Raw genomic sequence first — 13,878 nt, forward strand, 5'->3', positions numbered from 1 at the left:
GCGGCAAAGCCGCAAAAAAAGCCGCCGAACACTCTCGGCGGCCTACTGGTTCTTTTTCTCTTCTTCGTTTCTCGCTTGTATATGCTCCCAGAAGACTTTATTAATATACTCGGAAAAGCTCGTTCTGCCATTCACAGCATAATTCTTTATCTCGTAAATAATATCTTGGTCTAAAGAAATGCTTACCTTCGCTTTCAAGGGCCTTTTATCATACGCTTGACCTTCAACGCTCATTAACAGTCCTCCTTTCTACGTACTTAGTCTAGCATAAAATGCTAAAATATCCTGCTATTTCTTACTAAGTAGTATTTAGTATTACTGTAAAAAGTCAATAATATGCAGATCAAACTTGTTAGAAAGCAAGCGGAGAAAAGACAGAATGAAAAGAAACCCCTTTCGGCTCTACGGCTCCTACGTCGCCGTCCTGCTCGAGCTCTTGGCCCTGCTCAAGGGTTGCTCCATCCAAATCGAAAAGGAGGTATCCCCCTGCGCGCGCACAGGGGATTCCATCTCCGCCGGGGAACAGGACGCTCCCGGGGAGCAGGCTTTTTAGGGGAACCCCCTCTTGGGGGTTCCCCCTCGGCCCTCCACTGGAGGCCCGATTCCCCCTCCCCGCGCCTTTACATTTTTATGAGGGCTCCTCGCCCTCAAACTCCCCGCCAAGAGGACGTCGCCCTCTTGGAACTCCGTTTTGCGCGCAACAGAAAAACGCGGTGGAGAAATCCACCGCGTTTTTTATTTGTTCTTTACCATGCTCGCGTTCAGGATGCGGGCTGAGCATTGCCGACCTGCAAATTCAATCTTTCGCGTCCAGGGGGCGGTGGCTCACCGCCGCTCCAGGTTCTGCTCCCGGCCCGGGCCGACTCCGACCATAATGATCGGGCAGTCGCACAGGCGCTCCAGCGTCTCCACATAGTCTTTGCATGCCTGCGGCAGCTCGTCGTAGCTGCGGCAGCCGGAAAGGTCGCCCTCGAACCCGTCGATCTCGGTGTATACCGGCGTGCACTCGGCCAGCTCCTCCAACGAGGGCGGGAAGTCGTTTAGCACGCTCCCGTCCGGCTTCTTGTAAGCCGAGCAGACCTTGAGCCTGCCGATCCCGCTGAGCGTGTCCAGCTTGTTGAGCGCGAGGCCGGTCAGGCCGTTTACCCGCACCGCATGGCGCAGGATTACCGCGTCGAACCAGCCGCACCGGCGCGGACGCTTGGTCACTGTGCCGAACTCGTGCCCCCGCTCCCGGATCAGGTCGCCCGTCTCATCGAACAGCTCGGTCGGGAACGGGCCCTCGCCCACCCGGGTGGTGTACGCCTTGCACACCCCGATCACCTCTTCGATGCAGGTCGGGCCAATCCCGCTGCCCGTGCAGACGCCGCCCGCCACCGGGTTCGAGCTGGTCACGAACGGATAGGTCCCAAAGTCCAGGTCCAGCAGCGTGCCCTGCGCGCCCTCGAACAGCACCTGTTTGCCCGCCTTGATCGCGTTGTAGGTCAGCACCGACACGTCCGCCACATACTGCCGCAGCCGCTTGCCGTATTCGGCGTACTCGGCGATCACCGCGTCCAGGTCGATCGGCGGCTGCCCGTAGACCCTCGTGATGATCTCGTTTTTATTCTCCCCCGACGCGCGCGCCTTCTTTTCCAGCAGCACGGGGTCGATCAGGTCGCAGATGCGAATCGAGGTGCGCTCCGCCTTCTCCATGTAGCACGGGCCGATCCCGCACCCCGTGGTGCCGATCTTGCTGCCGCCCAGCGCCCGCTCGCTCATGCCGTCCAGCGCGATGTGCCAGGGCATGATGACGTGCGCGCGCGGGTCGATCCGCAGATTGTCACAGGTGATCCCCCGGGCCTTCAGCCCGTCGATCTCGCCTAAAATCACCTTCGGGTCCACCACCACGCCGCAGCCGATCAGGCAGAGCGTTTCGGGGTAGAGGATCCCGGACGGGATCAGGCGCAGCTTGTAGACCTCGCCGCCGCTTTCCACCGTATGTCCCGCGTTGTTGCCGCCCTGCGAGCGGACCACCACCTGCGCGCGGGATGCGAGGATGTCGATGACCTTCCCCTTGCCTTCGTCGCCCCACTGGACGCCTACCACTACTTTTGTCGGCACAGCAAACCCTCATTTCCTATATTCAATCGCCGTTTTTAACATGCTAAACCGTGAAACCCAACAGGGGTATTATAGCAAACAATGCCGCCGGATTCAACCGGCAGGGGCAAGTTTGTCGCCTGCTGGCATTTTTTCTGCACGCTTGTGCGCCGGGCGCGGCCGTGCTATAGTAAAGGCGACTGGCAGGAAGGAAGGATAGGACATGAAATTTGACGGCATCGTTTTCGATTTTAACGGCACCCTCTTTTGGGATTCCCCCAAGCATGTGCAGGCCTGGAAGAGCTTTTCCAAGGAGCTGCGCGGCAGCGAGTTTACCGACCGCGAAATGAAGGAACACGTCCTGGGCCGGGTCAACGATGAGATCATCCGCTACCTCGCCGGGGAACGCCTGAGCGCGCAGGAGGTGCAGGCGCTTTCGCTCGAGAAGGAGCGCGTCTACCGCGCCCTCTGCGAGCAGGATCCGGCGCATACCGTGCTCGCCCCCGGGGCGGCCCGCCTGCTCGACTTTTTAAAGAAACGGGGAATTCCCCGCAACATCGCCACCGCCTGCGAGAAAACCAACATCGACTACTACCGTGAAAAGTTTTCGCTGGACCGCTGGTTCGATTTTAAAAAGATCGTCTACGACGACGGCACCCGCCCCGGAAAGCCCGCGCCCGACATCTATCTTGCGGCCATGCGGCGCCTGGGGCTGGCGCCGGGGCGCTGCGTGGTGGTGGAGGACGCCCTCTCGGGGATCGAGTCCGCCCGGCGCGCCGGGGCCGGGCTGATCGCGGCCATCGCCCCCGAAGAGCGCCGCGCGGAGCTTGCGGCCACCCCGGGGGTGGATGTGCTGCTGCGCGACTTTGACGACCTGGACCGGGGACTGTTTATAAGCAGGCAGTGAATTTTTATTCATTTTACACCATTTTTACCGCCCGGGAAAAAAGATTTGCTCAGGTTGAACAAAGTTACATATTTAGTGAATAAATATTCAAAAATATCTTGATTTCTGGCAAAACTGGTGTATAATTATGCTCATAACGAAGATGGAAATGAAGAAGCGGAGGCAGAACATTATGAATCAAACCGAGAAGAAATATAAAAAGGTAGTCCTTGCCTATTCGGGGGGGCTGGACACCTCGGTCATCATCCCGTGGCTCAAGGACAACTACGGCTGCGAGGTCATTGCGGTCGCCGGGGACGTCGGCCAGGGCAAGGAGCTCTCGGGGCTCGAGGAGCGCGCGCTGAAAACCGGGGCGTCCAAGCTCTATATCGAGGACCTGACCAAGGAGTTCGTGGACGAGTATATCATCCCGACCATGCAGGCCGGGGCGGTCTACGAGGGTAAGTACCTGCTGGGCACCTCGTTTGCGCGTCCGATCATCGCCAAGAGGCTGGTCGAGATCGCCAAGAAGGAGGGCGCGGACGCCATCGCGCACGGCTGCACCGGCAAGGGGAACGACCAGGTGCGCTTCGAGCTGGCCATCAAGGCCTTTGCGCCCGAAATGGGGATTATCGCGCCCTGGAGGACCTGGGAGCTCAAGTCCCGCGAGGACGAGATCGAGTACGCCGAAAAGCATAACATCGAGATTCCCCTGACCAAGGAGACCAACTACTCCAAGGACAAGAACCTCTGGCATCTCTCGCACGAGGGGCTCGACCTCGAGGACCCCAAGAACGAGCCGGACTACGACATGATCCTGGAGATGGGCGTCTCCCCCGAAAAGGCGCCGGACAAGGCGACCTACGTCACACTCACCTTTGTCAAGGGCGTGCCGGTCGCGCTCGACGGCAAGGAGCTGGACAGCGTCGAGCTGATCAAAACGCTCAATAAGCTCGGGGGCGAGAACGGGATCGGGATCATCGACATGGTGGAAAACCGCCTGGTCGGGATGAAGAGCCGGGGCGTCTACGAGACTCCGGGCGGCGCCATCCTCTACCACGCGCACGGCATGCTCGAGGAGATCTGCTTGGACAAGGAGACTCAGCACTACAAGGCGCTGGTGGCGCAGAAATTCAGCGAAATCGTCTACAACGGCCAGTGGTACACCCCGCTGCGGGAGGCGCTGTCCGCTTTCGTGGAGAGCACCCAGAAGACGGTGACGGGCGACGTCAAGCTCAAGCTCTACAAGGGCAACATCATCGGCGCGGGGATGACCTCGCCCTACTCCCTCTATTCGGAGGAGGTCGCGACCTTCGGCGAGGACAACGTCTACGACCAGATGGATTCCCAGGGCTTCATCAACCTGTTCGGGCTGCCCATCAAGGTCAAGGCGCTGCTCGATGAGAAGCGCGGCAAATAAGGGAAACGATCAAAACCCGGCTGTCGGGCCGCATGCAGATGCGGCCCGACGCCTTTCTTAAACGGAGGGAACACCAATGAAGCTATGGGCAGGCAGGTTTTCGGAGCAGTCGGACAAGAGGCTGGACGACTTCAATTCCTCCATCTCGTTCGACTGCCGGATGTACCGGCAGGACATCGGCGGGTCGATCGCCCACGCGACCATGCTCGCCGAGTGCGGGGTGATTGCAAAGGAGGACAGCGAGGCGATCATTGAGGGGCTCGAGGGGATCCTTCATGACATCGAGAGCGGAAAGCTGCCGTTCGACCCCGAGGCCGAGGACATCCACATGTTCATCGAGGCCGAGCTCACCGCGCGGATCGGCGACGCGGGCAAGCGGCTGCACACCGCGCGCAGCCGCAACGACCAGGTGGCGGTGGACCTGCGCCTCTATCTGCGCGACGAGATCACGGCCCTGGAGGGGCAGCTGCGTGAGCTCATCGGGGTGCTCTGCAAAAAGGCCGGGGAGAACCTCGACACCATCCTGCCCGGCTACACCCACCTGCAGCGCGCGCAGCCGGTCACCTTCGCGCACCACCTCCTGGCCTGGGCGCAGATGCTCCTGCGCGACCTCGGGCGGCTGCGCGACGCCGGGGAGCGGATGAATGTTTGCCCGCTCGGGTGCGGGGCGCTGGCCGGGACCACCTACCCGATCGACCGGGAGCGCACCGCCGAGCTGCTGGGCTTTCGCGGCCCGATGATGAACTCTTTGGACGGGGTGTCCGACCGGGACTACTGCGTGGAGCTCTGCTGCGCCATCTCGCTGATCATGACCCATCTCTCCCGCTGCTGCGAGGAGATCATCCTCTGGTGCTCGTGGGAGTTTAAATTCGTCGAGCTGAGCGACCGCTTCGCCACCGGCTCGTCCATCATGCCCCAGAAAAAGAACCCGGACATCGCCGAGCTGGTGCGCGGCAAGACCGGGCGGGTCTTCGGGGACCTGATCACCCTGCTGACCATGTTAAAGGGCACAGCGCTCGCCTACAACAAGGACATGCAGGAGGACAAGGAGGCCGTCTTCGACGCGCTGGACACCGTGAAGATGGCGCTGGCGGCCTTCACCCCGATGGTGGAAACCATGACAGTGCTGGGCGACAACATGCGCGCCGCCGCGGCGAAGGGCTTCATCAACGCCACCGACTGCGCCGACTATCTGGTGAAACGGGGCCTCCCCTTTAGGGACGCCTACAAGGTGACCGGACAGCTGGTCGCGTCCTGCATTGAGCAGGGCAAGACCCTCGAGACGTTGAGCCTCGAGGAGTATCAGGCCATGCATCCGCTCTTCGAGGAGGGGGTCTACGAGGCGATTGATCTGATGAACTGCGTCAACGGGCGTAAGGTGCTCGGGGGCCCGGCCAGGGAGCAGGTCGAGCATCAGCTCGACTGGATCAAGGCCCAGCTGGAGGAAGAGAGATGCTAAAGGCATCCGTCATCGGGGCGACCGGCTACGCCGGGGTCGAGCTCTGCCGGATCCTGCTCACCCACCCGCAGGCAAATATCCATCGGCTCTCCTCAGTCAGCTTTACGGGGAAGGCGGTCAGCGAGGTGTATCCCGCCCTGCGCGGGCTGTGCGACCAAAAGCTGGTGAGCGAGGACGAGGCGATCGACGGGGCAGACGTGGTCTTCGCCTCCCTCCCCGCCGGTCTCAGCGAGCCGATTGCCAGGAAATGCCTGCAGGCGGGCGCGCTCTTTATCGACCTGGGGGCCGACTTTCGGCTGCACGACCCGGATACCTACGAGAGCTGGTACCAAAAGAAGTATGAGGACCCGGAGCTCCATGGACAGGCGGTCTATGCCCTGCCCGAGCTGTTCCGGGAGGAGATCGAGGGGGCGAGACTGCTCGGGAATCCCGGCTGCTATCCCACCAGCGTGGCGCTGGGGCTGGCCCCGGCGCTGAAAGGCGGGTTGATCGGGAGCGAAGACCTGATCATCGACGCGAAGTCCGGCGCCACCGGCGCCGGGCGGGGGCTCAGCCAGACCACCCACTTTTGCGAGTGCAACGAGGGCTTCGCCCCTTACAAGGTGGCCTGCCACCGGCACACCCCCGAGATCGAGCAGACCCTATCCATCCTTGCCGGGGAGCCGGTGGCGGTGACCTTTGTGCCCCACCTGCTGCCCGTCAGCCGCGGGATCGTCTCGACCATCTATGCGAAATTAAAGGGCTGGGCCTCCCTGCCCGAGGTGCGGCAGCGGTACCTCGATTTCTACGAGTCCGCCCCCTTCGTGCGGGTGCTGCCCGAGGGGGAGGTTTCCAATCTGCGAAACGTGTGCTGCTCGAACTATTGCGATATCTCGCTGCATCTGGACGCGCACACCGGCCGGCTGATCGTCGTGTCCGCCATCGACAACATGGTCAAGGGCGCGGCGGGCCAGGCGGTGCAGAACATGAACATCGCGCTGGGGCTCGACGAGACTGCGGGGCTGCTGTTCGTGCCGCCCGCAATCTGATAGGAGGAGACGGACATGGAAATCAAAATGATACCCGGCGGCGTCTGTGCCGCCTTGGGGTTTCAGGCCGCGGGGGTCCACTGCGGGATACGCAAAAACGCCAGCAAGCGGGACCTCATGCTGCTCTGTAGCGATCTCCCCTGCGCGGCCGCCGCCTGCTATACCCGCAACAAGGTCTTCGGCGCGCCGATCACCGTGACCCGCCGGCACCTGCAAAACGGCTTTGCCCGCGCGGTGGTCTGCAACAGCGGCAACGCCAACACCTGCAACGCCGACGGGGTCGAGAAGGCAAACGCGATGTGCAAAGCCGCGGCTGCGGCGCTGCATATCCCGGAGGACGACGTGATCGTCGCCTCCACCGGGGTGATCGGGCAGCCGCTGCCAATTAGACCGATCGAGGCGGCCCTGCCGGGGCTGGCGCGGAGCCTTTGCGCCGGGGAGAGCGCCGCCAATGAGGCGGCGCAGGCCATCATGACCACCGACACCCACCCGAAAGAGGCAGCGGTGGAATTCACCCTCGGGGGCAAAACCTGCCATCTGGGCGGGATGTGCAAGGGCAGCGGGATGATCGAGCCAGACCTTTGCACCATGCTCGCCTTCCTGACCACCGACGCGGCCATCTCCCCCGGGTTGCTGCAGAAGGCGCTGCTCGGCAGCGTGCAGGACACCTACAACATGGTGAGCATAGACGGGGACACCTCGACCAACGATATGGTGACGCTGCTGGCAAACGGCGCGGCGGGCAACGCGCCAATCACCGCCGAGGGGGACGACTTTGACGCCTTCTGCGCGGCGCTGCACGCGCTCAACACCGCGCTCTGCCGCCAGATCGCCAAGGACGGCGAGGGGGCGACCAAGCTGCTCACCTGCACGGTGCGCGGGGCAAACGGCGGGGAGACCGCCAAAAAAATCGCCAAATCGGTCGTCAAGTCCACCCTCTTCAAGTGTGCCGTCTTCGGGTGCGACGCCAACTGGGGCAGGATTCTCTGCGCCATCGGCTATACCGACGCCGAGTTTTCGGTGGAGCATATCGCCGTCTGGCTCGCCTCCAGGGCGGGGCGGGTACAAGTCTGCCAAAACGGCGCGGGTCTGCCCTTCTCGGAGGACGAGGCGCTGGCGGTCCTCAAGGAGGACGAGGTCACCGTCGAAATCGAGATGGGAGAGGGCGGCGCCGCCGCCACCGCCTACGGGTGTGATCTGAGCTATGACTATGTGAAGATCAACGGGGACTACCGGACTTAAGGAGCGTGAAAGGACCCTTTCACGCCATAGATAGGGATGGGATTGTGATGGAGCTTTCCAATGCGGATATGGCGCGGGTGCTGACCCAGGCGCTGCCCTATATCCAGAAATACGACGGCAAGACCGTGGTCATCAAATACGGCGGGAACGCGATGATCGACGAGGAGCTGAAAAGCGCCGTGATGTGCGACGCCGTGCTGCTCGCCGCCGTCGGGGTGCGGGTGGTGCTGGTGCACGGCGGCGGGCCCGAGATCACCGCGACCCTGCAAAGAATGGGCAAGGAATCCCGCTTTGTGGGCGGGCTGCGCTACACCGACCGGGAGACCGCCGAGGTCGCCCAGATGGTGCTGGCCGGAAAGCTCAGTAAGGACCTGGTCGCCGCCATCGGGCGGCACGGGGGCCGCGCGGTGGGGCTCTGCGGGATGGACGGCGGCCTCTTCGAGGCGCGGAAAAAGCAGTCGGATACCGACCTCGGCTTCGTCGGGGAGATCGCGGCGGTCAACACCGCCGTGGTGGAGGATGCGCTGCACAGCGGTTACATCCCGGTGATCGCCACCGTGGGGACCGACCGGGAGGGGAACGTCTATAACATCAACGCCGACACCGCGGCAGCGGCCCTGGCCGGGAGCCTGGGAGCGGAGAACCTGATCCTGATGACCGACGTGCGGGGGCTGCTGAAAAATCCCGGGGATGAGAGCACCCTGATCGCGGATGTCGGGATTGCAAGCCTGCCCGCGCTCATCGAACAGGGAATCGTCAGTGGGGGCATGATCCCCAAGTGCGAATGCTGCGCTACGGCGGTGCGCGAGGGGGTGGGGCACACCGTCATCATCGACGGGCGGATCCCCCATTCGATTTTGATCGAGCTCTTCTCCGACAAGGGGATCGGCACCCTGTTCCACTGAAAAGGAGTGGTGAAGGATGGATGATAAACAGCTTGACCGGCAGTATGTGGAAAACACCTACGCCCGGCAGGACCTGCTGCTGGATCACGGCAAGGGGGCCTTGGTCTGGGACGAAAACGGCAGGGAGTACATCGACCTTGGCAGCGGGATTGGGGTGAACGCCCTCGGCCACGCCGACGAGGGGTGGCTCCAGGCGGTCACCGGGCAGCTGAAAAAGCTCGCACACACCTCCAATCTCTACTACACCGCCCCCTGCGCACGGCTCGCCGAGGAGCTCTGCACGCGCACGGGACAGGAAAAGGCCTTCTTCTGCAACTCCGGGGCCGAGGCCAACGAGTGCGCGATCAAGGCCGCGCGCAAATACAGCTTCACGCGCTACGGTGCGGGACGGCACGTCATCGTGACGCTGCAAAACTCCTTCCATGGGCGGACCATGGCGACCCTGTCGGCCACCGGGCAGGACGCGTTCCACCGGTATTTTGACCCCTTCCCCGAAGGGTTCCGCTATGCGCCGGCCAACGACCTCGCCGGCACGCTGGCGGCGCTGCGCGGCGACGTCTGCGCGCTGCTGTTCGAGCCCATCCAGGGCGAGGGCGGGGTGGTCGAGCTGGACCACGGCTACCTGCAAAAACTCGCCGCAGTGTGCAGGGAGCAGGACATCCTGCTGATCGCCGACGAGGTGCAGACCGGGATCGGGCGCACGGGTAAGCTGCTGGGCTGCGAGCACAGCGGCGTGCGCCCCGACATTGTGACCTTGGCCAAGGGCCTTGGCGGGGGGCTGCCCATCGGGGCGGCGCTCTTCGGGGAGCGCGCCGCCGGGACGCTTCAAGCCGGGGACCACGGCAGCACCTTCGGCGGGAACCCCGCCGTCTGCGCGGGCGCCTGCGAGGTGCTGCGCCGGCTGGATGACGGGTTTCTCGCGGAAGTGGAGAAAAAGGGCGACTACCTGCGAGGCCGGCTCCTGGCGACTCCGAACGTCCGGGAGGTCAGCGGCCGCGGCCTCATGCTGGGGGTGGCGCTGCGGGAGGGGATTTCCCCCGCCGAGGTGGTCAAGGCCGCGATCGCCAAGGGCGTGATCCCCCTGACGGCGCACGAGCGGCTGCGCCTGCTGCCGCCGCTGGTCATCACCGGCGGGGAACTGACGAGAGCGAGCGATATCCTGTGCGACGTGATCGCCGGGTTTTAATGAGAATGGAGGAACGGTTATGAATTTATCCAATGCGGACAAGGCGCTGGTGCTGACCCAGGCGCTGCCCTACATGCAGAAGTATTTTGACAAGACGGTGGTCATCCAGTACGACCCGGCACTGCAGCAGGGCGGGGTGTACGAGGCGGTGATGAGCGACATCGTGCTGCTCGGTGCTGTCGGAATCCACGCGGTGCTGGTGCACGGCGGGGCCAGCCTGCCCGAGACGATGGGTCAGGACAACAAGAGCCTGGTGGCGAGCCTGCAAGCCCAGGGCGGCCGGGCCATCGGCCTTTGCGGAATCGACGGCGGGATGATCCAGGTCGAGCAAAACGGAGAGGAGGGCCGGGTGGCCAGGATCGACCCGTCCATCCTTCTCGATCTCATCGGGAGCGGGTATATCCCGGTGGTGGCCGCGGTGGGCCGCGGCGCGGACGGCGGCGCCTGCGCGCTCAACCCGGATGCGGCGGCCTCGGCGGTGGCCAGCTGCCTGCACGCCGAGAACCTGATCATGCTCTCCCAGGCGCGCGGGGTGCTCAAAGACAAAACGGACGAGAGCTCCCTCATCTCGGCCATTCAGGTCAGCGCGGTGCCTTCGCTGCTGCGCTCGGGCACGGTGACGGATGGCATGCGCTCCAAGGTGGAGTACTGCGTGGAGGCGGTGCGCCGCGGGGTGAAGAAAACCTTCATCATCGACGGGCGGATCCCCCATTCCATCCTGATCGAGATGTTCTCGGACGAGGGCATCGGCACCATGCTTTACTGATTGGAGGGTATCGTCATGAAACATCTTTTAAAGCTGCTGGACCTCAGCGGCGAGGAGATCGAAGAGCTGCTCTCGATCGCCGACCAGCTCAAATATGAGCACCACCACGACATCCCGCACCCCATCCTGGCGGGCAAGTCGCTGGGAATGATCTTCCAGAAGGCCTCGACCCGCACGCGGGTCTCGTTCGAGGTGGGGATGTACCAGCTCGGCGGCAAGGCGCTCTTTCTGAGCGCCAACGATATGCAGATCGGGCGGGGCGAGGCGGTGCAGGACACCGCCCGGGTCCTCTCGCGGTACCTCGACGGGATCATGATCCGCACCTTCGCGCAGTCCGAGGTGGAGAGCCTGGCGCAGCACGGCTCGATCCCGATCATCAACGGGCTGACCGACTTCTGCCACCCCTGCCAGGTGCTGGCCGACCTGATGACCATCCGGGAGTTTCGGGGCGGCCTCAAGGGGCTCAAGATGTGCTACGTCGGGGACGGGAACAACATGTGCAATTCCCTGATCGTGGGCGCGCTCAAGACCGGCATGTCGATGGCGGCCGCCTGCCCGAAGGGCTACGAGCCGGACAAGGCGGTGCTCGATTTCGCGGCGGGGTATGGGGAGCGCTTCCTGCTGACCGACCAGGTGCTGCGGGCGGCGGCCGGGGCCGACGTGCTGGTGACCGACGTCTGGGCCTCGATGGGCCAGGAGGGCGAGGCCGAAAAGCGCAGAAAGGCCTTCGCCGGCTGGCAGATCAATGACGAGATGGTTGCAGCCGCCGCGCCGGGTACGATGGTGCTGCACTGCCTGCCCGCACACCGGGAGGAGGAGATCAGCGCCAAGGTGTTCGAGGCGCACGCCAGCGAGATTTTTGAGGAGGCGGAAAACCGCCTGCACGCCCAGAAGGCGGTTATGGTCAAGCTAATGGGGCAGAAGAACGAGAACAAGTATAAGCTGTAAGATTTAGGAATCCAAGGGGGCGACGCCTCCTTGGCGCCCGACCAAAAATGCAGGCTCGCTTTGCGAGCGGTGCGCCTCACGGGCTGGGAAAAAGCTTTTCGTTTCGAAAAGCTCAGTCGTTTCTTCAGACGCCTTTTAAGGTGTTGGGCTCCCTTTCGGTTTAATTTCTGGTTTCCAAAGGGCTAAGTCCTTTGGCGGGTGCGGGCAGAGCCCGCGGCCTTTTCCGGTTTGCTACAATCGCCGTGACGGAATCCTCCCCCAGATCAGGAAGGGGAGTGACGACGTTCCAGTGGAACGTTGGCACGTGGGGAAACCCTATCAAGGGGTTTCCCCATGGCGGCAAAGCCGCCATTTCAGGAAACAAAAAGGGCCCGGGGAACTTCCCCGGGCCCTTAAATCATCTATTCTATTTATGCTCGTGCTCCTCGGGCAGCTCGCCGATATAGTCGCTCCCCGTCGCAACATGGTGCTCGGCCTCGTCCGCAAACTTCTTGACCGCGGCGGCAGCCTTCTTGATCGGCTCGATGGTGCCTGCGCCGCCGATGCATCCGCCCGGGCAGGCCATCCCCTCGAGGATGTAGCCCTTGCGCTTGCCCGCCTTGGCGAGGGTGAGCATCTTGCGGCAGTCAAAGAGCCCCTCGGCCCGGTCGATCTTGACCTCGACGTCCGGGTAGCGCTCGCGGATGACCGCCTCGATCGCGCCGGCGACCCCGCCGGCAACGCCGTAGCCGCGCCCGCCGCCGGTAGCGTCCTCCATCTCGGGCGCGTCCTCGATCTGGCCGAAGTCGATCTCCTTGGCGGCGAAGATGCCCATCAGCTCCTCGTAGGTGATGACGAAGTCCACGTCGCTGCGCACCGTGCGGCGCAGGGCCTCCAGCTTCTTGGAGGCGCAGGGCCCGATGAAGACCACCCGCGCGTTCGGGTGCTCCTTCTTGATGATCCGGGCAGTGGCGACCATCGGGGTCAGCTCGGTCGAGACGCAGTGCGCAATCTCGGGGAAAAACTTCTTGGCCATCACCGACCAGGACGGGCAGCAGGAGGTCGCCATGAAGGGCTGCTCCTCGGAAAGCCCGTGCACGTAGTGCTCCGCCTCGGCGATCGCGCCGAGGTCAGCGCCGATGGCCACCTCATAGACGTCCGAAAAGCCGAGCTGGATGAGCGCGTCCTTCACCCGCTGGGGCGTGGCGAGCGGGCCGAACTGCCCGACGAAGGAGGGCGCGATCTCGGCAATAATTTCCTTCCCCTCCTTGAGGGCGTGGACCAGCTGGAAAATCTGGGACTTGTCCGCAATGGCGGAGAAGGGGCAGTTGACCAGGCACTGTCCACAGGAAACGCACTTGTCGTAGTTGATCTTGGCCCGTCCGAGGTAGTCGCTTTCGATGGCGTCCACCCCGCAGGAGGCGGCGCAGGGGCGCTCGAATTTAACAATCGCGTTGTAGGGGCAGCTTTCCGCGCAGCGCCCGCATTTGATACATTTGTCCTTGTCGATGTGGCTCTTGCCGTCCTTGAGAGACACCGCCTTGACCGGGCAGACGCTCACACAGGGGTGCGCGAGGCACCCGCGGCAGTTGTCGGTGACGTAGTACTGCTTGGGCGGGCAGGCCTCGCACGCGAAGGGGATCACGTTGACCAGCGGCGGCTCGTAGACCAGCTCGTCGATGGCGCTCTCCTCGATCCCCTGGGAGATGGGCGCATGCTTGTCCGCGGGGCGCACGTCCAGCCCGCAGGCCAGGCGCAGCCGTTCGCCGACGATGGCCCGCTCCTTGAAGACGCTGTCGCGATAGGTCGCGATCTCGCCCGGGATAATCTTATAGGGGATATCCTCGATGCGGGAATAGTCTCCGCCCTCGAACGCCAGCTTTGCGATCTCCTGGAAGATCTGGCGGCGGATCTTGGTTACGGGAGTATAAATGCCTTTCAACTATGAAACCCCATTTCTACAAAAAATAGCCGGCC

General features: G+C 63.1%; 13 protein-coding genes. 10 read left to right on the forward strand and 3 right to left on the reverse strand.

The window, feature by feature from the left end:
- Positions 1-42: 42 nt before the first annotated feature.
- Complete coding sequence (locus B5477_RS14475; RefSeq protein ID WP_079700341.1) at positions 43-234, reverse strand: hypothetical protein; 192 nt, start codon at positions 232-234, stop codon at positions 43-45.
- 145 nt (positions 235-379) lie between these two features.
- Between B5477_RS14475 and B5477_RS15135 the strand changes: the two genes are divergently transcribed.
- A complete protein-coding gene (locus tag B5477_RS15135) occupies positions 380-553 on the forward strand; it encodes a hypothetical protein (RefSeq protein ID WP_159449078.1) in 174 nt (57 codons plus the stop codon).
- Between the two features lie 272 nt (positions 554-825).
- Here the strand turns inward: B5477_RS15135 and B5477_RS14480 are convergent, their stop codons facing one another.
- Entirely contained in the window at positions 826-2,103 is a 1,278-nt protein-coding gene (locus B5477_RS14480; RefSeq protein ID WP_079700342.1) for an adenylosuccinate synthase, read from the reverse strand.
- Between the two features lie 202 nt (positions 2,104-2,305).
- On the opposite strand from B5477_RS14480, the gene B5477_RS14485 reads away from it, so the two are divergent.
- The 9 genes from B5477_RS14485 (at position 2,306) to argF (ending at position 11,922) form a co-directional block, all read left to right on the forward strand.
- Complete coding sequence (locus B5477_RS14485; protein WP_079700343.1) at positions 2,306-2,989, forward strand: HAD family hydrolase; 684 nt, start codon at positions 2,306-2,308, stop codon at positions 2,987-2,989.
- Positions 2,990-3,161: 172 nt separating this feature from the next.
- On the forward strand, positions 3,162-4,388 hold the full coding sequence (locus tag B5477_RS14490) for an argininosuccinate synthase (RefSeq protein WP_079700344.1): 1,227 nt from the start codon (positions 3,162-3,164) through the stop codon (positions 4,386-4,388).
- A gap of 76 nt (positions 4,389-4,464) precedes the next feature.
- Positions 4,465-5,847 carry an argininosuccinate lyase gene (argH, locus tag B5477_RS14495; protein ID WP_079700345.1) on the forward strand — a complete coding sequence of 461 codons (1,383 nt, stop codon included), beginning with the start codon at positions 4,465-4,467 and terminating at the stop codon, positions 5,845-5,847.
- A complete protein-coding gene (gene argC / locus B5477_RS14500; protein WP_079700346.1) occupies positions 5,841-6,875 on the forward strand; it encodes an N-acetyl-gamma-glutamyl-phosphate reductase in 1,035 nt (344 codons plus the stop codon). The genes argH and argC overlap by 7 nt, the downstream gene beginning before the upstream one ends.
- 15 nt (positions 6,876-6,890) lie before the next feature.
- Positions 6,891-8,117 (forward strand): bifunctional glutamate N-acetyltransferase/amino-acid acetyltransferase ArgJ, encoded by a 1,227-nt coding sequence (gene argJ / locus B5477_RS14505; protein WP_079700347.1) that lies wholly within the window; start codon positions 6,891-6,893, stop codon positions 8,115-8,117.
- 47 nt (positions 8,118-8,164) lie between these two features.
- Positions 8,165-9,022: an acetylglutamate kinase gene (gene argB / locus B5477_RS14510; RefSeq protein ID WP_079700348.1), complete on the forward strand. Its 858-nt coding sequence runs from the start codon at positions 8,165-8,167 to the stop codon at positions 9,020-9,022.
- 16 nt (positions 9,023-9,038) lie between these two features.
- Positions 9,039-10,208, forward strand: coding sequence for an aspartate aminotransferase family protein (locus B5477_RS14515; RefSeq protein WP_079700349.1), 1,170 nt, complete (start codon positions 9,039-9,041; stop codon positions 10,206-10,208).
- Positions 10,209-10,227: 19 nt separating this feature from the next.
- The gene (locus B5477_RS14520; protein ID WP_079700350.1) at positions 10,228-10,974 is read left to right on the forward strand and encodes an amino acid kinase family protein; all 747 of its coding nucleotides are present in this window, start codon (positions 10,228-10,230) and stop codon (positions 10,972-10,974) included.
- Positions 10,975-10,989: 15 nt separating this feature from the next.
- Complete coding sequence (gene argF / locus B5477_RS14525) at positions 10,990-11,922, forward strand: ornithine carbamoyltransferase (protein ID WP_079700351.1); 933 nt, start codon at positions 10,990-10,992, stop codon at positions 11,920-11,922.
- A gap of 406 nt (positions 11,923-12,328) precedes the next feature.
- Here the strand turns inward: argF and B5477_RS14530 are convergent, their stop codons facing one another.
- Complete coding sequence (locus B5477_RS14530) at positions 12,329-13,843, reverse strand: 4Fe-4S dicluster domain-containing protein (RefSeq protein ID WP_079700352.1); 1,515 nt, start codon at positions 13,841-13,843, stop codon at positions 12,329-12,331.
- Positions 13,844-13,878: the final 35 nt, after the last annotated feature.

It is taken from the genome of Provencibacterium massiliense (genome assembly GCF_900169495.1).
In the GTDB taxonomy this organism is placed as follows: Bacteria; Bacillota; Clostridia; order Oscillospirales; family Ruminococcaceae; genus Harryflintia; species Harryflintia acetispora.